Origin of the sequence: Glutamicibacter creatinolyticus (assembly GCF_006094275.1) — a bacterium.
Classification (GTDB): Bacteria; Actinomycetota; Actinomycetes; order Actinomycetales; family Micrococcaceae; genus Glutamicibacter; species Glutamicibacter creatinolyticus.
This window is the reverse complement of record NZ_CP034412.1, coordinates 131,208-153,633: the sequence shown is the minus strand read 5'-3', so window position 1 is coordinate 153,633 and position 22,426 is coordinate 131,208. Positions and strand designations below refer to the sequence as shown.

Below are 22,426 nucleotides of genomic sequence, written 5' to 3'. Positions count from 1 at the left end.
TTGGGGATTTCCAGCGGCTTAATCAGATTGTGATACCAGCTCAGCGGCGCTTTTTGCGTTGGCCTGAAGCACTTCCTCCATATAGGGGGCGCGCACCAACGGGGAAATGCGCGCATCAACCAGACAGACGCCGTTGGCGCCTGCCCCAACCCATGCACGAACTTGCTCCAAGTCGGCTACGCTCTTCACGCTGATCCCCGTGGCTCCAAAGGCGGCGGCCAGGGCGGCGAAGTCCACGGTCGGAATCAGCATCGGATCCTCGTGCAGCCCAATCGAGCCATACTGGTGGATCTCGGCCCCATAAGCGGAATCGTTATAGATCACGATGACCCCGCTGCTAACGGTCCGCACGATCGACTCCAGGTCCGAAAGGGACATCAGGAACCCGCCGTCCCCGGCGGCCAGCACCACGGTGCGCCCCTCGGCCACCGGGGCGGCGCCGACCATGGAAGCCGCACCCAGGCCGATGGACTGGTAGGCGGTGCCCACGCAGCTCAGCGACCGGGTGCCGCTGGTGGACCAGTACATGGGCCCCCAACCGATGAAATGCCCGCCGTCCTGCACCAGCAGCCGGTTCTCCGGCAGGATTTCCTCCAGTTCACTGGCCACGCGACGGGGATCCAGCAGCCCATCCGCGGCCACCGGGTCACCGGCCGGGCGGGCACGTACCGCCGTTAGGTCCAGCCCGTCACAGTAGCGCCGCCCTCCGGCCCGCTCCTGAAGCAGGGGCAGCAGCTGGTCCAGGGCCTGTCCGGAGTCGGCGCTGGCAAAGACATCCACGCGCGGGCTGGTCGCGGTCGGGGCGACATCGACCTGGATGACCCGGGCCGCCGGGTCGAACAGCTGCCCGAAGCGCATCTGGAACTGGTTCAGCGACGCACCGAGCACCAGCACGGTGTCGGCCTGTGCGATGAGCTGCGCCGCGGCTTCGGTGGAAAAGCCCCCGGTGATGCCAAGATCGGCGGGGCGGGCCAACAGATCACGGGCCAGCAGGGTGCCGGAGCTGGTGGCCCCGAGCTTGTCGGCCAGCCGGGCCATGGGTCCGGCTGCGTCCAGGGCACCGCGGCCGTAGAGCACGTGGGGGCGCTGTGCGGCGTTGAGCAGCGCGGCAATCTGCTGCAGCTGTTCCTCGCCCAGCCGCGGGGCCGGCGGGTCAAAGCTGTACTGACCCAGATCCCAGGGCCCTTCCTGGCTTGCCGGGGCAGCCGCCAGGTCATAGGGGATCGCCAGCACCACCGGGGTGCGTTCACGCAGTGCGTGGGCGGCGGCCTGCAGGGCGGTGTCTCCGGGATTCTGGGCGTCCACCGTGTAGGTCACGGCGCGTACCGCGGTGTTGATCGCCGTTTGGTCCACGTCCCAGCCGCGCAGCCCGCCGGTGGGGGCGTCCCCGGCTACAAAGAGCACCGGGGTGTTGGCGGCCGCGGCCTCGGCGAGCGCGGTCACGGCGTTGGTGAAGCCGGCGCCGTAGGTGGTGGAGGCGATGGCGAGTTTGCCGCTGAGCCTAAAGTGGGTGTCGGCGGCGGTGACGGTGGCCTGTTCGTGGCGAACGGCGGTGTAGTCGAAGCCCTGGCGGACCGCGGCATCCAGGAAGTGGGCGTTGCCGTTGCCCATCAATCCGAAAATCTGCGGGGCGATCGGCTTCAGGGCGCGGGCGATTACAGCTGAGACGCTGGACATCATGGACTCTTTTCACGAAATGCTGATTGAGAAAATTCCATATATGTCTGCCGCTACCGTTCGCTACCGGAGAGCCGCCAGCGGGTATCGCCCCTTTTGAGAGCGCCGGAAACCGTAAAACGGTTCCTGACATTCAATAGGATAAGGCATGCCGCGCGCCGAAGACCACACCCGGACGGTGCCGGCGCCGGAGCCTAGCCCGAAGCCTGGCGGTGTGCAGTTTTGTGACGGCGCACCAGCCGTGCCCTGCGGTGCCCCCGCCACCGAAAGCTGACTAGGAAATTTGGGCAGAAACCGGCACCGTGTCAGTCCGGTGGCGCACTGTACGGGCTCCGGCGACGGGGGCGCGGGCATCGGGCGGGGATAAACTTTGAGGTATGTCGAATCCCGCACAGCATGCCATGACCCCCACCGAAGCGTGGAAGAAGCTCACCGAAGGAAACCAGCGGTTCATCAAGGGCCACACCGAGCACCCGAACCAGGACGGGGATCGACGTCAATCCCTGGTCGGCGGGCAGGAGCCGTTCGCCGTGATCTTCGGCTGCTCGGACTCGCGCCTGGCCGCCGAGATCATCTTCGATGTCGGCCTGGGGGACGTCTTCGTGGTGCGCACCGCCGGCCACGTCATCGACTCGGCGAGCCTGGGCTCGCTGGAGTTCGCCGTGGACATCCTGAACATCCCGCTAATCGTGATCCTGGGCCATGACAGCTGCGGCGCGGTCACCAGCGCGATTGACTCCAAGCGCAGCGGCACCCTGCCCAAGGGGTTCATCCGCGATTTGGTCGAGCACATCACCCCGTCGGTCTTCGCGGCCGAGCGCAAGGGGCTGAGCGATGTGAACTCCACCGTGGTGGAACACGTGCGGGAGACCTCCGAGCGGCTCGTGGACCGTTCACGCATCATCGCCGACGCCATCGATGAGGGACGCACCGCCGTTGTGGGCGTCACCTACCACCTGGCCGATGGAGAGGCGCAGGCGGTATCCCGCTTCGGCCTGCAGGCCCCGGTGCTGGACTAATCCTGTGGACCCCGGCTTCCCGATAGTACGGGCAGCCGGGGTCCTTTTGCCGGCCTACCGGCCGGCCGCCGTATCCTACTCGGCGCGGCCCAGAGTGTGGGCCAGCAGCTGGGGCAGTTGCGCGGTACGGAAGCGGTGCCCGGCCTGCAGCAGCTTGTCCGGCACCACCCGCTGGTCGGCCATGGCCAGCAGCTGCGCGCCTTGGCGCCCGAGCACCAGCCGCGGCGCGAACTGGGGCACCGGGATCACCGCGGGGCGATGCAGCGTGGCGGCCAGGTCCGCGGAGAAACGCTCATTGCGCACCGGATGCGGGCTCACCGCATTCACCGGGCCGCTCAGCGAACGGTCCCACATCGCGCGAAGGTAGATGTCGAGCAGATCATCCAGGCCAATCCAGGACATCCACTGCCGCCCATGGCCCAGCTTGCCACCCAGGCCGGCCGCGTAGAGCGGGCGCAGCACCGCCAGCATCCCTCCGCCGCTGTCCAGGACGATTCCGGTGCGGACCTGCACACGGCGCATCCCCTGGCTGCTTCCCTCCTGGGCCGCGGCCTCCCAGCGGCGCACCACCTGGCTGAGAAAGTCATCCCCGCCACTGCCGGCCGCAGCCTCTTCGGTCCATTCCTGGTCCCCGCCGGCACCACCGTAGTAGCCGATCGCCGAGGCGCTGATGAAGGTCTCCACGCCGCTGTCGGCGGCCAACCGGGCAAGCCGGGCGGTCGGCTGAATGCGGCTGGACTCGACGGCGTGCCGGTGTTCCTTCGTGAAACGGCCAAAAATGCTGGCCCCGGCCAGGTGGATCACCGCATCGCACCCCGCAAGCAGCCGGGGGTCGGGGTTGGCCGGATCCCACAGGCGCTCCCCCGGCCCGGCGGGGGCCGAGCGCACCAGACGGATCACCCGATGCCCGCCGGTGGACAGCAGGGCGGCCAGGGCCTGGCCCACCAGTCCGCTGGAGCCGGTGATTGCGACCGTGCCAGAACCCAGTCCGGCGTCGGCCGCCTGCTGGTGCGCGGCGAAGTCCCCGAGCAGCTGGCGGTGCCGGTAGGCGAGCATGCGCACGGTGGAGGAGGCCGGCATGCTGGAGTCAATCCGGTCGACCACCCGCGTGTGCCCGGTACCGACCGGTTCAAAAAGGTGTTCGTGGCGCCAGTGCAGCACCCTGGTGGGCAGGGATCGCCACCCTTGGGGCTCCAATTCGTCGACAAAGCGCCGGCCCGGAATGTACCGCCGCGGCTGATGCCGGGCCACCCACTGCACTCCGGCCGGAAGCCGCAGCAGCGCGGTGCCGTCACGCAGTGATCGGGCTTCTTGTTCCACCTTCAGCGGCAGCCAGGGCGGCAGCAGGCGGCGCACCGCGCCAGGCCGGGAGAACCAGGCCACCACCTCATCGATGGGCTGGGGCACTTGCACGGCGCGTTCAATGCTCATGGCCCAACCCTAGCGGAGAACCAGGCGGCCCGGGCGTTGCTCCTGCCGCGGCGCTCAGGGCAGGATATGCCGCAAATTTGCGGGCTGCGGGCCAGCGAAAGGTTGCAGCTTGTTTTCGCAGGCCCCTTACCACCAATCACGGGCCGACGGGCCCGTTTGACATACCCCCCGGGGTATAGCTTAGGTTGGATGCATACCCCCCACGAAAGGATGCACCATGCTTCTGGAACGCTTCTATGACGAAGATCTGGCCCAAGCCAGCTATTTCATTGGCTGCCAGGCCAAGGGCGAGGCAATCGTCGTCGATGCCCGGCGTGACATCTCCGGGTACCTGGCACTGGCCGCCAAGCACGGAATGCGCATTGTCGCGGTGACCGAAACCCACATCCACGCCGACTACCTCTCCGGCACCCGCGAGCTGGCTGCCGCCACCGGGGCCCCCACCTACGTCTCGGGCGAGGGCGGAGCCGACTGGCAGTACGGTTTCCAGGCCGAGCGCCTAATGGACAAGGACACCATCACACTGGGCAACATCACCGTGACCGCGCGCCACACCCCCGGCCACACCCCGGAGCACCTTTCGTTCCTCATCACCGACGGCGCCTTCAGCGACCAGCCCGGCTACATGCTCTCCGGCGATTTCATCTTCGCCGGTGATCTGGGCCGCCCGGACCTGCTGGACGCGGCGGCCGGCGGCGTGGACACCCGCTTCGCCGGGGCCAGGGACCTGTTCGCCTCGCTGCGCGACGTCTTTCTGAAGTTGCCGGACCACATCCAGGTCTACCCGGGCCACGGTTCGGGCAGCGCCTGCGGCAAGGCGCTGGGCGCCGTTCCCTCCACCACCGTGGGCTACGAGCGCAACTTCGCCTGGTGGGGCCGCTACCTGGCCAATAACGACGAAGAGGGCTTCATCGCCGAGCTGCTCGACGGACAGCCCGACGCCCACGCCTACTTCGCCCGGATGAAGCGCCAGAACCGCGACGGCGCCAAGGTGCTGGGCACCCTGCCGGAGTTGGTTCAGTTCACCGCACAGCAGATCATCGAGAAGACTTCCGCGAAAGAGGCGGTCTTCGTGGACACCCGTGGACATGTGGCCGTAGCCGAGGGCACCGTCGCCGGCGCCCTGGCCATCCCGGCCATTTCCAAGATGGCGAGCTTCGGCGCCTGGGCCTTCGACCCGCAAGCCGACGACCGCCAGCTGATCCTGTTCGCCGAGAACCTGGAGTCGGCCGAGGAAATGCGCGACCACCTGATGCGTGTGGGCATCGATGCGGTGTCCGGCTACGCCACCAGCCTACGGGGCCTGCCGGCTTTTACCCCGCCACGCGTGGACCCGACGGAGCTGGAGGACTTCGATCACGCCCTGCTCCTCGACGTCCGCGGCCGGGGCGAGTTCAACGCCGGAGCCATCCCGGACGCGAAGCACATCTCCGGCGGCCGCGCCCTGTGGGCCCTGGACGAACTTCCGACCGACGGCAAGATCGTCACCTATTGCCAAAGTGGCCTGCGCAACTCGATCGTTGCCAGCGCCCTGCGCGATGCCGGGTACGACGTGGTCGAACTGACCGGCAGCTACGCCGGCTGGGCTGCCGCCATGAACAAGACCAACGCCTAATCCAACCCCACGAAGAAGGACACCCCCTCAAACATGAGCACCCCCCTTGATGTCATGGACGCAGCGGCCCTGAAAAAGCTGCTGGCGTCCGACGAATCCGGCGTAGCAGTCCTGGATGTGCGCACCCCCGCGGAGTTTGAATCCGTGCACATCCCGGGCTCCTACAACCTGCCGCTGGAGCTGGTCGCGGAGCACGCCCACGACGTGACCCGCAAGCTGGGCAAGCAGATTGTGCTGGTTTGCCAGTCCGGTGTCCGCGCCGGCCAGGCGCAGCAGAGGCTGGTCGACATCCACATCGAAGCCGGCAGCGTGCTCGAAGGCGGCATCGCGGCCTATGAGAAGTCCGGCGGCACCGTGGTGCGCGGCACCCGGCGCTGGGCCATGGACCGCCAGGTCCGCATGAGCGCAGGCTCGCTGGTGCTGCTGGGCTTCGTCGCCTCGAAGCTGATCCACCCGAAGCTGGGCTACCTCTCGGCGGCGATCGGCGCGGGCCTGACCTACTCCGCGGCCAGCAATTCCTGCGCGATGGCCAGCCTGCTGTCCAAGATGCCGTGGAACCAGGCCAGCACGGCCGCCAAGGCCAACCCCCTGGCCCAGATCCCCAGCGCCGGGCAGCTGCTGAACCCGAACGGCAAGTAGGGGCAAGGACGTGGAGCCATTGGTGATTCTGGTCCTGGCCTTGTCGATCGTCGTCGGCCTGACCCTGGGTCTGCTGGGTGGCGGTGGTTCCATCCTGATGGTTCCACTGCTCACCTACGTCGCGGGCATGGACGCCAAGGAAGCGATCACCACCTCGCTGTTCGTGGTGGGCGTGACCTCGTTGGCCAGCCTGCCGCCCCACGCGCGGGCACGCCACGTTCGCTGGGTCCCCGGCCTGGTCTTCGCCGCAGCGAGCATGAGCGGCGCGTTCCTCGGCGGCCTGGCCAGCGCGGCCATTCCCGCCACGGTGCTGATGGTGGCCTTCGCCATCATCATGCTGGCCAGTGCGCGGAACATGATCCGCGGACGGAAGAAGGCCGCCGGCGCTGAAGCCAAGGGCCGTTCTGTGCTGCTGTACATTCCCGTCGGCCTGGTCACCGGCCTGGTCACCGGCCTGGTGGGTGCCGGCGGTGGCTTCCTCATCGTCCCGGCCCTGGTGCTGCTGGCAGGCTTGCAGATGAAGCATGCGGTCGGCACTTCCCTGCTGGTGATCGCCCTGAACTCGGCATCCGGGCTGCTGGGGCACCTGAACTCCACCGCGGTCAACTGGCCGCTGACCCTGCTCATCACGGCAGCAGCGATCATTGGCTCCCTGCTTGGAGCGCGACTGGCTTCGAAGGTGCCGGAGCAGAGACTGCGCCGCGGGTTCGGATACTTCGTGCTGGCCATGGGCGTCTTCGTCCTGGCCCAGGAACTGCCGCACCCGGCAGGCGCCATCCTTGCCGCTGCCATGGCCCTGCTCACCCTCGCCTGGGTGCTTTGCACCAAAATCCCGACCCTCTCCGCCATATGCCCCTGGCGCAATGCCCGGGCGGCGCAGTAACCGCCAACAACCAAAGGAGCATCAATGAAACCGCTAGAATTGACCGAAACGAACTTCGCTGAAACCGTCAAGTCCTCTGCCATGCTGCTGGTCGACTTCTGGGCAGCCTGGTGCGGCCCGTGCCGCAACTTCGCACCCGTCTTCGACACCGCCGCCGGATTGCACCAGGAGGTGACCTTCGGCAAGGTGAACACCGAGACGCAGCAGAACTTGGCGGCCGCCGCCCAGATCACTTCCATTCCCACGCTGATGGCGTTCAAGGACGGCGTGCTGGTTTATTCCCAGCCCGGTGCGCTGGACTCCCGCGGCCTGGAGGAACTGATTGCCTCGCTGAAGAACCTGGACATGGAAGCCGTGCACGCCCAGATGGCGGCCGCGGGGAAGTCCCAACAGTAATCCGGGGGTGCACCCCATGGTCTTTTCGAATAGGAGCACATCATGCGCAACGCAGATGAAGCCACACGCAAACGCATCCTCAACCGCCTGAAGCGGGCCCGCGGCCAGCTTGATGCAGTGATCAACTCGGTTGAAAACGACGGCAAGTGCCGCGACGTGGTCACCCAGCTCTCTGCCGTGTCCACCGCCCTGGACCGCGCCGGATTCGCCATCGTGGCCACGGCCATGCAGCACTGCCTCATCGATCCCGAAAAGACCGCCGAAGCGGAAGACGGCTTGACCGTTGAAGAGCTTGAGAAGCTCTTCCTCTCACTTTCCTAGATTTACGGCTTACGAGCCAGAGAAGGAGGCACCTCATGTGCCGACAGGTTTCCTGCAAAAAATGTGGCAAGACCACCTGGGCCGGCTGCGGCCAGCACGTTGACTCGGTTATGCGCGGCGTCCCCGCCAAGGACCGCTGTCAAGGCCACGAGAACGAGCCGGGCAAGGGCTTCTTTAGCCGGCTCTTTGGACGCTAGAGCCGGGAGCGGTTAACACAGGCGCCTGGAAGCAGTTGTGCAAGAAACTGCAGCTGCGTTGCGGGAATCCGGGTTGTACACCCCGATTCCCGCAAGACATGAAGTCCACTGCCTTTTGATCTCCCGGTAGCTACCGCCTGATAAGGACGGAAGGCGGTGCATCATAAGGCATGTGGGGCCAGCGGATCGCTGGTCTGCCAGGCACGAAGTGTACCGGCGGAAGCGCTTTGGGGTACGACCGCCAGCACTTTGGACTGGCGGCTGCCCCACGAGCCGGTACCAAGTATCACCGTGGCCGCCGTGATGGCCCTGTGCGAGTGCTAGGACAACGATGGGTTCGCGCGCTCAAGCACCCACACGGGGCGGACCCCAGGGGGATCCTGCATCCCCACGCTTCGCGTGTGAGATCAACTCACCCAGTGCAAAGGGAGTTTGCCTCACCGTCTCTTCAGGCTTCAGGCAGTAGCCGCGGCCAGCAGCTCCAACACGTGCTGGTAGTCCTTGCCGGTGGCCCGGCTCATTCCCAATTCGCAGGTGCGGTTGCAGGAAGCGTGGGCCTGGCTGTCCAGCTGGCGCACCTGTTCGGCCTGCACAGCGGTGGCCGAGGCGGTCAGCTCCGGATGCAGCATGCCCCGGTCCCCGGCAAAGCCACAACATCCCCAGTCCTGGGGCACCTGCACGGTGTGGGCAACCGCCTGGGCAATCTGCACCAGCTGGTCGTTCAGCCCCATCTGGGTGGAGGAGCAGGTGGGGTGCAGGGTCAGCGACTGGATTTTCCGCCCCGCCGGCAACCGATGCAGCAGGTGCTCGGCGGTGAAGCCGAGCACGTCGATGACCTGGAATCCGGCCTGGCCCAGGATGTGCTCAAACCCCTCGGTGCAGCTGCTCGCGTCGGAGATCACCGGCAGCCTGCCGCCGGCAGGCTGGGCGGCACGCACCCGGTTCAGGACGCGGGCCTCCATCACCTCATGACCCTGCGCATAGCCCTTGGAGGTCCAGGGTGTGGCGCAGCACATGGATTCGATGCCCTCGGGCACCAGCACCGCGACCCCGGCCCGGCGCAGCAGCTGTTCGAACGCGGCTCCCACCCCCGGCCCATCCCCGCAGGAGCCGAACATGGAGTTGACGCAGGCGGGCAGGTAGAGCGCCACCGGCTCGGCATCGGGGGCACCGAGCCGTCCGGTCAACGGTTTGCGGGCGGCCCCGCCGGCCGGCAGGTCCGCGTCATAGCGCGGCATGACATCATCCCCAAGGACCTTGCGCGCCACCTCGGTGGTGCCGCGCACCAGCGGCGCCGGCAGCTTGTCCGCCACGCTCAGGGCGACCGACCCGGCCCGGGTGGCGGCACCCCAGCCCTTGGCGGCGGCCTTGAAGCCGGCGGCCAGCACCGGGTTCGCGGTTTCGCGCCGCAGCCGCTTGACCAGCAGCCCGGTGTTGATCTGCACCGGGCAGGCGGTGACGCACATGCCGTCCACGGCGCAGGTGTCCACCGAGTCATAGCCCTGCTCGCGCTCCAGTTCCCGGGCCAGCTCGTGGTTTCCCTCGGCCTGCGCCTTGGCGATGGCCCGGCGCACCACGATGCGCTGGCGCGGGGTGAGGGTCAGGTCCTTGGAGGGGCACACCGGCTCGCAGTAGCCGCATTCCACGCAGCGGTCCGCCTCAACTTCGATGGTCTCGTTCAGCTTGATGTTGCGCATGTGCGCCGCGTGGTCCTCATCGATGATGACCCCGGGGTTGAGCATGTTGCGCGGGTCGGCGGCAGCCTTCAGCTCGCACATCACCGAATAGAGCTCATCCCCGTACTGTCGGCGGACGAAGGGGGCCATGGCCCGCCCGGTGCCGTGTTCGGCCTTCAGGTTCCCGCCCTTGTCCAGGATCAACTGCACCATCTGTTCGTTGAAAGCGTTGTACCGCTTCAGGGCGGCGTCGCCTTCAAAGCGGTCGGTGAGCATGAAGTGGATGTTTCCGTCCTTGGCATGGCCGAAGATCACCGAGTCGGCGTACCCGTAGGAGCCGAACAGTTCCTGCAGGTTTTGGCAGGTGTCGGCCAGCTCGGCGACGGGTACCGCCACGTCCTCCAGCAGCGCGGTGGTTCCCGAAGCCCGGGCGCCGGCCACCGAGGCGTATAGCCCCTTGCGGAATTTCCAGGCGGCCTGCCGGGTGGCGGCGTCGGCCGAGAGACGGGCCGGGGCCCGCAGGGCGGCGGCATCCAGCAGGCGCTGCCCGGCGGCGGTGTGCGCGGCCAGCTCCTGCTCGCTGTCGGCATGGTATTCGACCAGCAGCGCGGCCTGGTCGCTGACCTCGAATCCGAGGATGGCCTCGGGCACCCCGGGAAGGCCCTGCCCCACCCGCAGTGAGGTGCTGTCCATCAGCTCCAGGGTTGCGGCCCCGGACTCCACCAGCTCGGGAAGCGCCCGGGTGGCCTGGTCAAGGTTGTCGAAGACGGCCAGGGTGGCCACGGCAAGCTTGCGGATGGGGATGGTGCGGAACACGGCCTCGGCCACGAACGCCAAGGTGCCCTCGGAGCCGATGATCAGGTGGGCCATCAGCTGCGCGGGCGAGTCGAAGTCCAAAAAGGCGTTGATGCCGTAACCCATGGTGTTTTTCAGCCCGAAGTGCTTTTCAATCAGTGCCACCGAGGCCCGGTTGCCGCGCACCCGTTCACGCAGGCGCTGCAGGGTGGCCACCAGGTGCGGTTCGGCGGCGGCAAACTGGGCATCCGCGTCGGGGGCGGCGGTGTCGATCATGGTCCCGCTGGGCAGCACGAAGACCATGGACTCCAGGGTGCGGTAGGTGTTGAACTCGGTGCCGCAGGCCATGCCGGAGGAGTTGTTGGCAATCACCCCGCCCACCGTGCAGGCCGCCTCGCTGGCCGGATCCGGGCCCAGCTTGTAGCCGTGGCGGGCCAGGCGCGCATTGACCTGGCGGATGGTGGCCCCGGGCTGCACCCGCACCCGCCGGCCCCCGTCCAGCACGGTGATCTGGCGGAAGTTCTTGCGCACGTCCACCAGCAGCCCCTCCCCACTGGCCTGCCCGGCCAGGGAGGTGCCGCCCGAACGCAGGGTGACCGGCTGATGGCTGCGTGCCGCGGCGGCCAGCAGCCCGCTGACTTCCTTGGCGTCGGCGGCGATGACCACCGCCTGCGGGGTGAACAGGTAGTGCGAGGCATCAGAGGCGTAGGCGACCCGGTCAATGGAGCGGGTGCGCACCCGCGACGCGTCGGTGACGACGTTCAATACTTCCGACGCAACGGTGCTCTCACCCAATGCTGGCGTGCTCACGGCCATGGTGTGCTCCTGTCATCTGGGGATCCAGACTACCCACATAAAAGATTGTCTAACAAGTACACATGCCATGGTAGACCCTTGCGTGCGATACTTGAACCGTCCAGGCACCAAGGCGGAAAGGAGCGCAGGTGGCGCGCTTGCAAGTGGTCTCCGTGGTTCAGGCGATCATCCGTGACCTGCGGGAGCGAATCTTCAGCGGGGAACTGGCTCCGGGAACACCGCTGCGTGAAACCGAGCTGGCCGCGCGCTATGAGGTGGCCCGTCCCACCGCGAAGGCGGCCCTGGAAAACCTGGTGGTCAGCGGCCTGCTCAGCCGCAACGCCCACCAAACCGCGCGGGTGCGGGTGCTGAACGCCGATGACGCGCGGGACATTTACCGAACCCGGGGAATCATCGAGGCCGAGGCGGTGCGCCTGCTGGCCCTCGAACGCCGTCTGCCGCAGGCCGCCCTGCAGGCCAACGCGGAGATCACCGCCCTGCGCGGCGCCTCGCCCATCGACATCGTCGACCCCGACGTGCGGTTTCATGCCGCACTGGTCGACGCCCTGGAGTCACCGCGCACCAGCACCATCTACAGCCAGCTCACCGATGAGATCCGGTTGTGCATGAGCCATGTCCAGGACGCGACGCTGCTGTCCACCGAACGCATTGCGGGCGAGCATGCGCAGCTGCTCGAGCTGATCTCGCGGGGCGAGAGCCAGGCGGCCGCCGAGGTGCTGGCCGCGCACCTGGCCAATGCCAGCACCCGGCTGGCCGGACACTTGGCGGTCCTGGCCAGCTAAAGCCGCACGTAGGCGGCGCCGGCGAACTGCTCCTGCGCGATCGCGATCGGGGCGGCCGGGACCACCTGGATTCCCGCGGGGAGCTGGGCGGCATCGATCCCCCGGTTGGCCAAACCCACCGCGCACACCCCCACCGTCGTTTCCGGCGGCAGGCGATCCGGGCGCAGTCCGGTGGCCGCGTCCAGCGCCTGGCCATTGATGATGATGCGCACCCGAACCCCCTCAAATGCCTCGCCCAGCCGGCGGGCCGAATCGATCGCCCGCTGCACGTCCTGCACCTTGTCCGAGGCGTGCAGGACAACTGTCCGTGCCTGCCCCGTGCGCTGTTCACTCATTGCCGTTTCCCTTCTGCCGCAAGGCGCCGCCAGCTGCCCTCCGCCGCCGACGTTCACCGTTTCCTGGTGCCATCATAGAACCGGCCTTGACCGGCTGCGCTGTTGCCGGCCCGATCCGGGAAGGGCCGCCGAAGCGCGGGATGCGCAGGCCCGCGAGGAACTGGGAAAGCCCTTCCTCCCGCCTTCCCGGCGGCCACGGCCAGCGGGGGGCGGCCCGGAGTGCGGCCAAACAGCCTGCCACGCAGGCGGCCAGCACGCTGATGCGCCCACGGGTTGGACACACTTCCCCGGGCGCCGCAAGGGGAAGGCACCGGCGGCGTGGACGCTATGCGTTGCCGACGCTGAGCATCTGGTCCTGCAGCCATTGGCGTTCGGCAGGGGTGGGCAGGCGTGAGGACACGCCATCGGTGTCCAGGGCCACCATCACCGTGGTTCCGTCAAAGGCGACCTGGCCGTCCTGGTAACCCAGATGCCGCAGGGCAAAGGACTTGGTGCCGATTCGGCCCACCCCCATGCGAACCGTCATGGACGGCCGGTAGTACAGCGGCTTGAGGTAGTTGATCTGCAGCGCGGCAACCACCAGCCCGTTGCCGAAGCGTTCGGCGATTCCATCACGGCGCAGCCAGCGGACCCGGGCCTCCTCCATCAACGTCACGATCCGGGCGTTGTTCACGTGGCCCAGCTTGTCCTCGTCGCTCCAACGCAACTGGATTTCAATGTCGGTCCCACCCGTGGGGATTGGTGAAGTTTGGCTCATTCCCCCATTTCAGCAACTTCCCGGCGCCGCGGCATCATCCGTTACGCGTGATGGCCGTGTCCTTCTCCCAGGGTTCCACGGATCCGGGAACCAGGTGAAACAGCGGATGCAACGGCAGCTGCTGGACCCCAAGGCGGCGCAGCGGCTCGGCACGCTGCGGGTCGCGGATCAATAGCTTGCCCAGCAGGTGCTGTCGTTCGAAGGCCGCCTGCCCGCTGGGCAGTGCCAGGGTCGGCTCCCCCGCCGCCGGGTGTGGTTCGCGGATGCGCGAGGGGTCGAAGTGGTAGCCACGGTTCGCGGCCTCATCCCACAGTCCCTGCAGGTAACGGCCGATGACCGCCAGCGGCTGGTCCACGGCCCGGAAGCGCACCAGCTGCGGGTGCGCGGTGTACCCCTTGGTTTGTCCGGCCAGGACCTTTTGCGCCAGCAGCGTTTCACGCCAGCAGGCCACCAGTCCCTTGACGTCGAGCAGGCTTGGATGCAGGGACCATAGTCGCATGGCCACAGTCTACGCATCGAGCGCGGCGCACACCACGGCCCCGGGCCAGTGCCGCCGGTCACGTTCAAGGCCCGGGGGCGCTACAATATGTTCAACCGCTGCTCTGGCGGCCAAAATCTTCCCGGTTCGCTGCCGCGACCCGGTTGAGCCCAATTGCCCCGGCAATGCACGGCGAGGAGTGGAATATGGAACATGTGGGACTGGTATTCGTCGGTGTCATTTTGCTGGTCAACGGCTTGGCCGCGGCCGGGATTATTGGCGCGAGGTCCACTATTCCCCTAAATTTCCTGGTGGGGACCATCCAGGTGGTGCTGCCCACCATCATCCTGGCCCAAGCCGGCGGTGACCCGCAGCTGGTGTCCGGCGCGTGGCCCAGCTACCTGTTTGGCATCACCTATCTCTGGGTGGGCTACAGCCTGGTCACCGGCGCCGAAGAGCACGGCTTTGGCTGGTACTGCCTGTTCGTGGCGGCCATTGCGCTGTATCAGGCGTTGTCCCTGCTGGGCAGCGACCCGGTGTTTGCGGTGATCTGGCTCTGCTGGGCGGTGGCCTGGTTCCTGTTCTTCTGGCGCCTGTCCCTGGGCCGGGAACGGGCCGGCGAGGTGGACATCCAGCGTTTTACCGGCTGGTTCCTGATCCTCACCGGGATTCCCAGCAGCACGGTGCCGGCCCTGTTCCTGATGCGCGGCAGCTGGACCACCCTGCCGCTGGCCGGTGGCTTGTGCCTGGCGGCCCTGGTGCTGGTCCTGCTGGTGTGCAGCCAGTTGGCGCGGCGCACGGCGGCGCCCCGCCACCCGCAGCAGCCCCTGCTGCCCTCCACCGGGCTTTAGGCCCGGTGCCCCCGCACCGCGCCGCTAGTGAGCTGGCGGTTCGATGAGCTGGCTGCGGATCAGGAACCGCTTGCCCTCCGGGGCTTCGAGCGAGAACCCCGAGCCGCGCCCGCTGACCACGTCCACGGTCAGCCTGGTGTGCTTCCAGTATTCGAACTGTTCCCTTGACATCCAAAAATCGATGTCGCCCAGCACGGTCCCGTCCTCAGCAGGCAGCGCCAGCACCCCCAGCAGGATGTCGGCGTTGCCGGTCTTGAATTCCCCGGCCGGGTAGCACATGGGAGAGGAGCCGTCACAGCAGCCGCCGGACTGGTGGAACATCAGCGGGCCGTGCAGATCCCACAGCCGGCGCAGCAGCTGCACGCACTGGGCGGTGAAGTCGACCCGGGAGAACTGCTCACCATCGATCACCGGGCGGGATTCGATAACCTGGGCCATGGTGTGTCCTTTGCTGGTTGGTGCGGCTTGGCGTCGGCGGGGAAGCCTGCGCCCGAAGTGCACGCGTGAGCGCTGACGCTGCGTTCTTCGGGCAGTGGCCGGGTCCCCAGTGTCCTACTATTGCGCCGTGTAGTCGATCACGACGCGGCCATCGATCTTCGCATGGCGCATCTCGTCGAAGACGGCGTTGATGTCCTCCAGCGGTCGGGTGTGGAAGGTCGGCTTGATCTTCCCGGCCGCATAGAATTCCAGGGCCTCAATCATGTCCTGGCGGGTGCCGACGATCGAGCCGCGGATGGTCAGTCCCTTGAGCACGATGTCGAAGATCGGGGCGGGGAAGTCCCCGGCCGGCAAACCGTTGAAGACAATGGTGCCGCCGCGGCGGGTCATCCCGATGGCCTGGCCGAAGGCAGCAGGGTGCACGGCGGTGACCAGCACCCCGTGGGTGCCGCCGATCTTTTCCTGGATTACCTCCGCCGGGTCCTGCGCGAACGCGTTGACGGTCAGTTCGGCCCCGTGCTTCGTGGCCAGCGCCAGCTTCTCGTCGGCGACGTCGATGGCGACCACCCGCATGCCCATGGCCACCGCGTACTGCACCGCGATGTGCCCCAGCCCGCCAATGCCGGAGATGGCCACCCACTGTCCCGGGCGCACCCCGGTCATCTTCAGGCCCTTGTACACCGTCACGCCGGCACACAGCACCGGCGCGATTTCGTGGGGGTCCGAGCCCTGTGGGATCAGGGCGGCGAACCGTGCGTCCACCAGCATGTACTGCCCGAAGCTGCCGTTCACCGAGTAGCCGCCGTTGGTCTGGGACTCGCACAGGGTTTCCCAGCCGGTCCGGCAGTATTCGCAGCTGCCGCAGGCGCTGGCCAGCCACGCGTTGCCGACCAGGTCTCCGACCTTCACCTCGGTGACGCCCGGGCCGACCTTCTCAACGGTGCCCACCCCCTCGTGCCCGGGGATCAGCGGCAGCGTCGGCTTGACCGGCCAGTCCCCCTCGGCCGCGTGCAGGTCGGTGTGGCATACGCCCGAGGCGATGAGCTTCACCAGCGCCTGGCCGGGGCCCGGCTCCGGGATGGGGGCGTCCTTGACCTGGAATTCCTGGCCGAAGTCCTCGACGACGGCTGCTTTCATGGTGCTCATGGTGTTGTCCTTTGCTTGGCGTTCGAAGGCGTGCAGCGTGAGCGGGGCGGCCGCCGATGAGGCTGGCTATCGGCGGCGCTGCGCCCGGTGACCCCACGCCCTCGAGGTCTGTTCAAAATGTGGAAGTGGTTTCCCCAAGGACGGGGAGGGTGTGAACGGTGTTGCTTAGAAGAAGCCGAGCTTGTCCTCCGAGTACGAGACCAGCAGGTTCTTCGTCTGCTGATAATGCGAGAGCATCATCAGGTGGTTTTCCCGGCCGATGCCGGAGGACTTGTAGCCCCCGAAGGCCGAGTGCGCCGGGTAGGCGTGGTACTGGTTGACCCAGACACGACCGGCCTGGATCTGTCGTCCGGCCCGGTAGGCGGTGTTGCCCTCGCGGCTCCACACGCCGGCCCCCAGGCCGTAGAGGGTGTCATTGGCGATCGTGATCGCGTCGTTGTAGTCACTGAATTTGGTGACCGCAACGACCGGACCGAAGATCTCCTCCTGGAAGATGCGCATGTTGTTGCTGCCCTCGAAGATGGTGGGCTGCACGTAGTAGCCGTCGGCAAGCTCCCCACCCAGCTCGGCCCGGCCGCCGCCGGTGAGCACCTTGGCGCCCTCCGCGGTGCCGATGTCCATGTAGGACAGGATCTTCTCCAGCTGGTCATTGGAGGCCTGGGCCCCCATCATGGTTTCGGTGTCCAGCGGGTTGCCCTGCTTGATCGCCCGGGTGCGGGCCAGCACCTTCTCCATGAACTCGCCATAGATGCTTTCCTGGACCAGTGCCCTTGAGGGGCAGGTGCACACCTCGCCCTGGTTCAGCGCGAACAGGGTAAAGCCCTCCTGCGCCTTGTCGTAGAACGCGTCGTCCCTGGCCGCGATGTCCTCGAAGAAGATGTTCGGGCTCTTACCGCCCAGTTCCAGGGTGACCGGGATCAGGTTCTCCGAGGCGTACTGCATGATCAGCCGACCGGTGGTGGTTTCACCGGTGAACGCGATCTTGCGGATGCGCGGGTTGGAGGCCAGCGGCTTGCCGGCCTCGGCACCGAAGCCGTTGACGATGTTCACCACGCCCTCGGGCAGCAGGTCCCCGATCAGCTCGATGAGCACCAGGATGCTGGCCGGGGTCTGCTCGGCCGGCTTCAGCACCACCGCGTTGCCCGCGGCCAGCGCCGGGGCGAGCTTCCACACGGCCATCAGGATCGGGAAGTTCCAGGGGATGATCTGCCCGACCACGCCCAGCGGTTCGTGGAAATGATAGGCGGTGGTGTCATCATCGATCTGCGACAGGGTGCCTTCCTGGGCGCGGATGGCCCCGGCGAAGTAGCGGAAGTGGTCCACCGCCAGGGGCAGGTCCGCATTCAGGGTTTCACGGACCGCCTTGCCGTTGTCCCAGGTTTCGGCGACCGCCAGCATTTCCAGGTTCTGCTCGATGCGGTCCGCGATCTTGTTCAGGATGACCGCCCGTTCGGCGACACTGGTCCTGCCCCACGCAGGGGCGGCGGCATGTGCGGCATCCAGCGCCAATTCGATGTCTTCGGCGGTGGAGCGGGCCACCTCACAGAACGCCTTGCCGGTGACCGGGGTGATGTTCTCGAAGTACATGCCCTTGACCGGGGCCACCCATTGGCCCCCGATGTAATTCTCGTAGCGCGACTTGAACGCGACCAGTGCGCCGTCGGTGTTCGGGTTGGCGTAAATACCCATGGTTGTCTTGCTCCTTCGTGGCCGGACAGATGCTGCCCGTGGTGGTTCTTGGCGCGTCCGCCGGCGCCGGGCCCGCGGTGCCGCGGGCTCCTTCGCGGTGAACCGCAGCTGTTGGATGTGACGATAGTCACTGGAAGGTTGCAACTAGGTTGCATGCCCCGGGCAACGTACGATGAGGCGCGAGGGGACCGGGCGGCGGACGATTCAAGAACAGGTGGGCAGCGCTATGCGGCATAGGGCGGGGCCAGGTGGTGACGCGCAGGTCAGCGGCTGGCTGGCTGAACTGGGCATTGCCGGGATCACTGACCTGCATGTGCATTTCATGCCGGATCGGGTGCAGCAGAAGGTCTGGGGATTCTTCGATGGGGTGGCCGCCAGCGGCGCGCCGGCCTGGCCAATCCACTACCGGCTTCCGCTCCAGCAGAGGATCGAGGCGCTGGCCGGGCTGGGGGTGCGCAATTTCAGTTCGCTGAACTACGCGCACCGCCCGGGCATGGCCCAGTGGCTCAACGACTTCAGCACCGCCCTGGCCCAAGACCATGCGCAGGTGATTCACTCAGCCACGTTCTTCCCGGAACCCCAGGCCCCTGCCGTGGTGCAGCGGGCGCTGGACGCCGGGGCGCGGATCTTCAAGATCCATGTCCAGGTCGGCGGGTTCTGCGTCCTGGATCCGCGGCTGGAGGAGGCCTGGAGGCTGGTGGAGCAGGCCGGCGCCCCCGTGGTTATCCATTGCGGGCATGGGCCGCACCCCGGGACGTTCACCGGCATCGCACCGATCCGGCGGCTCATTGAACGCCACCCGGGTCTGGTGCTGATCATCGCCCACGCCGGGTTGCCGGACTATCTGCCGTTTGCCGAGCTGGCCCACAAGCACCGCAACGTCTACCTGGACACCACGATGGTGGGCACCTCCTACATGCAGCAGCTCTTTCCAGTCCCGCCCGACTATGCCCGCATTCTGCATGGGCTGGCGGGCAAGGTGGTGCTGGGCAGCGATTTCCCCTCGATCCCCTACCCCTACAGCCATCAGCTGCAGGTGCTGAACGACTGGGGGCTGGGTGCCGAATGGCTGGCCGGGGCCCTGTGGCATACGCCCCGTGGGCTGGTGGGGCTGCCCGCCTAGCTCAGCGGATCATGGCCTCCACCTCGGCCACCACCAGGGAGCGGGCCGGGGAGTCCGCGGGCAGCTCGCGCAACGCCGCCTGCAGCAGCTGCGGGTCGGCCAGCTGCCGGCCCAGGCGCAGCAGCTGGTGGGCACTGCCCCGGTCCATTGCCACCTCGCGCAGGGCGGCGTGCGCCCGGGCCCGCAGTTCCACGATGCCCGGCGCCTGGGAGCGGGCCAGCATGTCCGCCGGGTGCAGGGCCAGCGCCTGTTCCAGGTCCCCGGATTCCAGTGCCTGCCACAACCGGCCCAGACTGGTGTGCAGATCCCATCCCAGCCGGTAGGGGCGGGCGGCGATGCTGCGGCCCGGGACGGCGGCCAGCACCTTGCGCAGCCGAACGATCTCGGCGCGCACCGTCCCGGCGGCGGCCGCATCCGGGAATTCGAAGAGCCGCTCGACCAGCTCGGCGTTGCTCAGCCCCCGCGGGTGGGCGCCCAGCAGGGTGAGGATCTCGGCGTGGCGCAGCGAGATGGGCTGGCCAGACAGTTCCGGGCCCTCGGCGGCGCCCAGATCCAGGAAGTCCCCGCTGCCCGGACGGTGGGCGGGCCCCGGCAGCAGCAGCTGGCTTTCGGCGGCCGCCACCGCGGCACGCAACAGCGGCAGGGAGTGCACGGCGATGGCCTCATCCCCGCCGGTCAGGTCCACCGCGCCGATGATCCGCCCGGTCTTCGGGTGGTGGATGGGCGCTGCCGAACAGTTCAGGTGATGCACGTGCTCGTACAGGTGCTCGGCCCCCGAAACCTGAACCCCGTCACCGGTGGCCAGCGCCAGCCCCGGGGCGGAGGTTCCCACCGAACTTTCGGCCCAGTTCGCGCCCGCGGCGAACCCCACCCGTTCGGCCCCGTCCACGGAGGAGCCGCTGCCGGCCACCCACAGCAAGGTGCCCTGGGCGTCGGCGAGCGCCACCAGCAGGTTCGCGTCGGTGGCGGCGGGCACCAGTAGTTTTTCGAACACCGGCCAAATCCGCTGCAGCTCACTGCGTTCGCGAGTCAACCGCAGCCGCTCATCACTGAGCACCGCCGGTTCGCGGCGGATCCCGGGAATGGACAGGGAGCGCTTCCAGGATTCGCGCACCACGTTGCGCAGCGGCAATGCGTCGATGTTCCCGGATTGGCTGCCAAGCATTTCGTGGGCGCGCGCCGCCTTGCGGGCCTCTGCCGTCCAGTCGATGACCGCTCCCCCCATGCCACTCCAAATCCCGAAGCGTAGACCCGTGCCTAAAACTTTTGATCGTGGAACATCAGACTAGGGCAAATCCGCGGGCTTTTGAAGGGCGCCGCCGCCAGGGCGCGCACCGATGCGTGGTTTTTTTCCCGCAACAGTCCCACCTTGGGAGACAATGACGGTTAATCTCGTTCCCCAGTGATTGGACAACACCGTGAAGTTCACCTCCATGCGCCGCGTTGCCGGTGCCGCTGTGCTGATGCTGGCTGCCGCTGTCATCGCCGTGCCCGTGCTGGCGCCCGCGCCTGCGGGTGTCGCGCCCCAGTCCCGGCCCTTCCCGCTGCAGGAGGCCTTTGTCCCGCAGGGTTCGCTGGCCGAAGCCGTCAGCGAGCTGTCGCTGCAGGATCGGGCCGCGGTTTTATCAGGACAGCCGGCCACCATTGTGGTTGATGTCCAGACGGGCAAGATTATCCAGGTCCAGGAGCTCCCCTAAGCGCGTTGCCGGCTAGCCACGCAGATCCCGGCGCCGGTACAGCCCGAGGGCCAGGGCACCGAGCAGCAGCGCCGCGGCGGTGAACCCCGCCGCCGGGACGGCGGATGCGCCCTCGCGCACGATTTCCAGTGCCGCGATGGAGGTGAATGGCTCGGCGTCCATGACCCATTGCGGCACATTCAGCAGTGGCCCGTAGGTGCCGATCAGGATGCAGCCAACCAGCAGCACCCAGACAAGCGCTGCCCCGCCGCGCACCTCGATGCCCAGCGCCACCATGGACAGCGCCAGCCAGCAGGCCACCACCGGCAGGTACCACAGGCTCGCGGCAACAAAGCTCCCGAGCACCGGAGCGGCCAGCGCGGAACCGGCCCCGATCCCCAGACCCAGCCCGGCCATGGCCAGCAGCAGTGCACTGCCCAGCAGACCCAGCAGCATCTGGTGACCCATCAGCCACCACCGGGACACCGGCAGCGCCAGCACGACCTCACCGCGGTGGTGCAGTTCATCGCGGCGCAGCCGGTGCGGGCTCTGCACTGCGAAGACGCCCACCACCATCGCGAAGAAGGCCAGGAACTTGGCCAGCGCGGCCATCACCAGCTGATCCAGTTGGGCATCCGCCCCCGGCGCCCCCAACAGGGCCTGGAGCTGGGGCAACTGGGCGAAGGTATCGGCCACCGCCCCGGCCAGGGAGCCGGTGAGCACCGCGGCCACCAGCACGGCAGCAGCCCAGCAGAGCATCCGGTTGCGCTCCATGCGCAGCCCAAATCCCAGCAGGGTACGGCCCAGCAACCCGGCCCTCCCCCGGCCGGCACGCTGGGAAAAGATGGCGGCACCGACCTCCCGCCGGGCCTGCAGCGCGAAGGCGGCAGCGATCAGGAGCACCCCCAGACCCAGCACCAGCCACAGCGGCCAGAAGCGCTGCTGAACGAAGAGCCGCTGCTGCTGGATCCACCCAATCGGGCTGGCCCAGGACAGCACACCGCCCCCACGCTGCCCGGCGTCCCCCACGGCACGCAGCAGGTAGGTTAACCCCAACAGCATTCCCGCCCAGGCGCTGGCCGTGCGCGCCGTCAGGCTCAGCTGCGCACACAGCACCCCGACGCCGGTGAACACCGACCCCAGCAACAGCAGCCCGAGGGCGAATCCAAGGCTGCCGTTGGCCTCGAAGCCGCAGGCCCGCAACGCCAGAAACACCAGCACAGCCGCACCGAGGTTGGCCGTCAGCCCGGTACCCACGGCGGCACCCAGCGGCGCGAACCGGCCCACCGGCAGCGCCCGCAGCAGCTCGGTACGCCCGGCTTCCTCATCGCCCCGGGTGTGGCGCACCGCCAGACGCAGGGACATGATCGCCACGGCCACCGCGAAGCCCCCGAGCAGCTCGTTGGCCGTCATGGCCTGCGGCGTATAGTCCTCCAGTCCGTACCCGGGCCCGGACAACATGGCTCCGGCCGGCAGCCCAATCACCTGTGCCCGGGCCTGCAACCCGTCCGGGCCCATCACGGTGTGCACCGCCTGGACCATGTAGTACAGCAGGCCCGCCATCACCAGTGACCAGACCAGGATGCCCCACCGGGAGGCGAACAGCATCCGCCGCCACAGGAGCAGTGCGGCGCCGAACCCCTGCCGGCGCACACCCACCTGCGCATGCCGCCCCCCCGCGCCGGG

The 22,426-nt window shown here is 67.7% G+C and carries 21 protein-coding genes; 10 read left to right on the top strand and 11 right to left on the bottom strand.

Annotation, left to right across the window (positions count from 1 at the left end; translation table 11 throughout):
• Positions 1–18 precede the first annotated feature (18 nt).
• Positions 19–1,680 carry a thiamine pyrophosphate-binding protein gene (locus tag GcLGCM259_RS00730; protein WP_342773576.1) on the bottom strand — a complete coding sequence of 554 codons (1,662 nt, stop codon included), beginning with the start codon at positions 1,678–1,680 and terminating at the stop codon, positions 19–21.
• A gap of 374 nt (positions 1,681–2,054) precedes the next feature.
• Here GcLGCM259_RS00730 and GcLGCM259_RS00725 point away from each other — a divergent pair, with 374 nt between their 5' ends.
• Positions 2,055–2,696, top strand: coding sequence for a carbonic anhydrase (locus tag GcLGCM259_RS00725; protein WP_138174641.1), 642 nt, complete (start codon positions 2,055–2,057; stop codon positions 2,694–2,696).
• Positions 2,697–2,771: 75 nt separating this feature from the next.
• On the opposite strand, the gene GcLGCM259_RS00720 is transcribed toward GcLGCM259_RS00725, so the two are convergent.
• Positions 2,772–4,127: a TIGR01777 family oxidoreductase gene (locus GcLGCM259_RS00720; RefSeq protein ID WP_138925448.1), complete on the bottom strand. Its 1,356-nt coding sequence runs from the start codon at positions 4,125–4,127 to the stop codon at positions 2,772–2,774.
• A gap of 217 nt (positions 4,128–4,344) precedes the next feature.
• Between GcLGCM259_RS00720 and GcLGCM259_RS00715 the strand changes: the two genes are divergently transcribed.
• From GcLGCM259_RS00715 to GcLGCM259_RS00695, 5 genes are read left to right on the top strand one after another with little or no spacing between them, the layout of a single operon-like run.
• Complete coding sequence (locus GcLGCM259_RS00715) at positions 4,345–5,742, top strand: MBL fold metallo-hydrolase (protein WP_138925447.1); 1,398 nt, start codon at positions 4,345–4,347, stop codon at positions 5,740–5,742.
• A gap of 33 nt (positions 5,743–5,775) precedes the next feature.
• Positions 5,776–6,381 carry a rhodanese-like domain-containing protein gene (locus tag GcLGCM259_RS00710; RefSeq protein WP_175419277.1) on the top strand — a complete coding sequence of 202 codons (606 nt, stop codon included), beginning with the start codon at positions 5,776–5,778 and terminating at the stop codon, positions 6,379–6,381.
• A 10-nt stretch (positions 6,382–6,391) separates the two neighbouring features.
• Positions 6,392–7,264 carry a sulfite exporter TauE/SafE family protein gene (locus tag GcLGCM259_RS00705; RefSeq protein WP_138925446.1) on the top strand — a complete coding sequence of 291 codons (873 nt, stop codon included), beginning with the start codon at positions 6,392–6,394 and terminating at the stop codon, positions 7,262–7,264.
• A 24-nt stretch (positions 7,265–7,288) separates the two neighbouring features.
• Positions 7,289–7,660, top strand: coding sequence for a thioredoxin (gene trxA, locus GcLGCM259_RS00700; RefSeq protein WP_138174649.1), 372 nt, complete (start codon positions 7,289–7,291; stop codon positions 7,658–7,660).
• 42 nt (positions 7,661–7,702) lie between these two features.
• Positions 7,703–7,981 (top strand): metal-sensitive transcriptional regulator, encoded by a 279-nt coding sequence (locus GcLGCM259_RS00695; protein ID WP_054821262.1) that lies wholly within the window; start codon positions 7,703–7,705, stop codon positions 7,979–7,981.
• A gap of 652 nt (positions 7,982–8,633) precedes the next feature.
• Here GcLGCM259_RS00695 and GcLGCM259_RS00685 read toward each other — a convergent pair.
• On the bottom strand, positions 8,634–11,465 hold the full coding sequence (locus GcLGCM259_RS00685; RefSeq protein ID WP_138925445.1) for an FAD-binding and (Fe-S)-binding domain-containing protein: 2,832 nt from the start codon (positions 11,463–11,465) through the stop codon (positions 8,634–8,636).
• 128 nt (positions 11,466–11,593) lie between these two features.
• Here GcLGCM259_RS00685 and GcLGCM259_RS00680 point away from each other — a divergent pair, with 128 nt between their 5' ends.
• On the top strand, positions 11,594–12,247 hold the full coding sequence (locus GcLGCM259_RS00680) for a GntR family transcriptional regulator (protein WP_138925444.1): 654 nt from the start codon (positions 11,594–11,596) through the stop codon (positions 12,245–12,247).
• Here the strand turns inward: GcLGCM259_RS00680 and GcLGCM259_RS00675 are convergent.
• From GcLGCM259_RS00675 to GcLGCM259_RS00665, 3 genes are all read right to left on the bottom strand, one after another.
• Complete coding sequence (locus GcLGCM259_RS00675; RefSeq protein WP_138174657.1) at positions 12,244–12,582, bottom strand: hypothetical protein; 339 nt, start codon at positions 12,580–12,582, stop codon at positions 12,244–12,246. The genes GcLGCM259_RS00680 and GcLGCM259_RS00675 overlap by 4 nt on opposite strands.
• Before the next feature lie 325 nt (positions 12,583–12,907).
• On the bottom strand, positions 12,908–13,339 hold the full coding sequence (locus tag GcLGCM259_RS00670) for an acyl-CoA thioesterase (RefSeq protein WP_138925443.1): 432 nt from the start codon (positions 13,337–13,339) through the stop codon (positions 12,908–12,910).
• Positions 13,340–13,373: 34 nt separating this feature from the next.
• Positions 13,374–13,838, bottom strand: a complete 465-nt coding sequence (locus tag GcLGCM259_RS00665) for a pyrimidine dimer DNA glycosylase/endonuclease V (protein WP_138925442.1) — start codon at positions 13,836–13,838, stop codon at positions 13,374–13,376.
• A gap of 185 nt (positions 13,839–14,023) precedes the next feature.
• Here GcLGCM259_RS00665 and GcLGCM259_RS00660 point away from each other — a divergent pair, with 185 nt between their 5' ends.
• Positions 14,024–14,668 carry an AmiS/UreI family transporter gene (locus GcLGCM259_RS00660; protein ID WP_138925441.1) on the top strand — a complete coding sequence of 215 codons (645 nt, stop codon included), beginning with the start codon at positions 14,024–14,026 and terminating at the stop codon, positions 14,666–14,668.
• A 24-nt stretch (positions 14,669–14,692) separates the two neighbouring features.
• Here GcLGCM259_RS00660 and GcLGCM259_RS00655 read toward each other — a convergent pair whose 3' ends face one another.
• The 3 genes from GcLGCM259_RS00655 to adh form a co-directional block, all read right to left on the bottom strand.
• Complete coding sequence (locus GcLGCM259_RS00655) at positions 14,693–15,106, bottom strand: DUF779 domain-containing protein (RefSeq protein ID WP_138925440.1); 414 nt, start codon at positions 15,104–15,106, stop codon at positions 14,693–14,695.
• Positions 15,107–15,223: 117 nt separating this feature from the next.
• The gene (gene adhP, locus GcLGCM259_RS00650) at positions 15,224–16,252 is read right to left on the bottom strand and encodes an alcohol dehydrogenase AdhP (protein ID WP_138174668.1); all 1,029 of its coding nucleotides are present in this window, start codon (positions 16,250–16,252) and stop codon (positions 15,224–15,226) included.
• 165 nt (positions 16,253–16,417) lie between these two features.
• Positions 16,418–17,941 (bottom strand): aldehyde dehydrogenase, encoded by a 1,524-nt coding sequence (gene adh / locus GcLGCM259_RS00645; RefSeq protein WP_138174670.1) that lies wholly within the window; start codon positions 17,939–17,941, stop codon positions 16,418–16,420.
• 226 nt (positions 17,942–18,167) lie between these two features.
• Here adh and GcLGCM259_RS00640 point away from each other — a divergent pair, with 226 nt between their 5' ends.
• Positions 18,168–19,064, top strand: a complete 897-nt coding sequence (locus GcLGCM259_RS00640) for an amidohydrolase family protein (RefSeq protein ID WP_138925439.1) — start codon at positions 18,168–18,170, stop codon at positions 19,062–19,064.
• 1 nt (position 19,065) lies between these two features.
• On the opposite strand, the gene GcLGCM259_RS00635 is transcribed toward GcLGCM259_RS00640, so the two are convergent.
• Positions 19,066–20,289 (bottom strand): transcriptional regulator, encoded by a 1,224-nt coding sequence (locus GcLGCM259_RS00635; RefSeq protein WP_138925438.1) that lies wholly within the window; start codon positions 20,287–20,289, stop codon positions 19,066–19,068.
• A gap of 181 nt (positions 20,290–20,470) precedes the next feature.
• On the opposite strand from GcLGCM259_RS00635, the gene GcLGCM259_RS00630 reads away from it, so the two are divergent.
• On the top strand, positions 20,471–20,761 hold the full coding sequence (locus GcLGCM259_RS00630) for a hypothetical protein (protein WP_217496546.1): 291 nt from the start codon (positions 20,471–20,473) through the stop codon (positions 20,759–20,761).
• Positions 20,762–20,773: 12 nt separating this feature from the next.
• Here the strand turns inward: GcLGCM259_RS00630 and GcLGCM259_RS00625 are convergent, their stop codons facing one another.
• Positions 20,774–22,393 carry an ABC transporter permease gene (locus GcLGCM259_RS00625; RefSeq protein ID WP_175419276.1) on the bottom strand — a complete coding sequence of 540 codons (1,620 nt, stop codon included), beginning with the start codon at positions 22,391–22,393 and terminating at the stop codon, positions 20,774–20,776.
• Between the last annotated feature and the right edge of the window lie 33 nt (positions 22,394–22,426).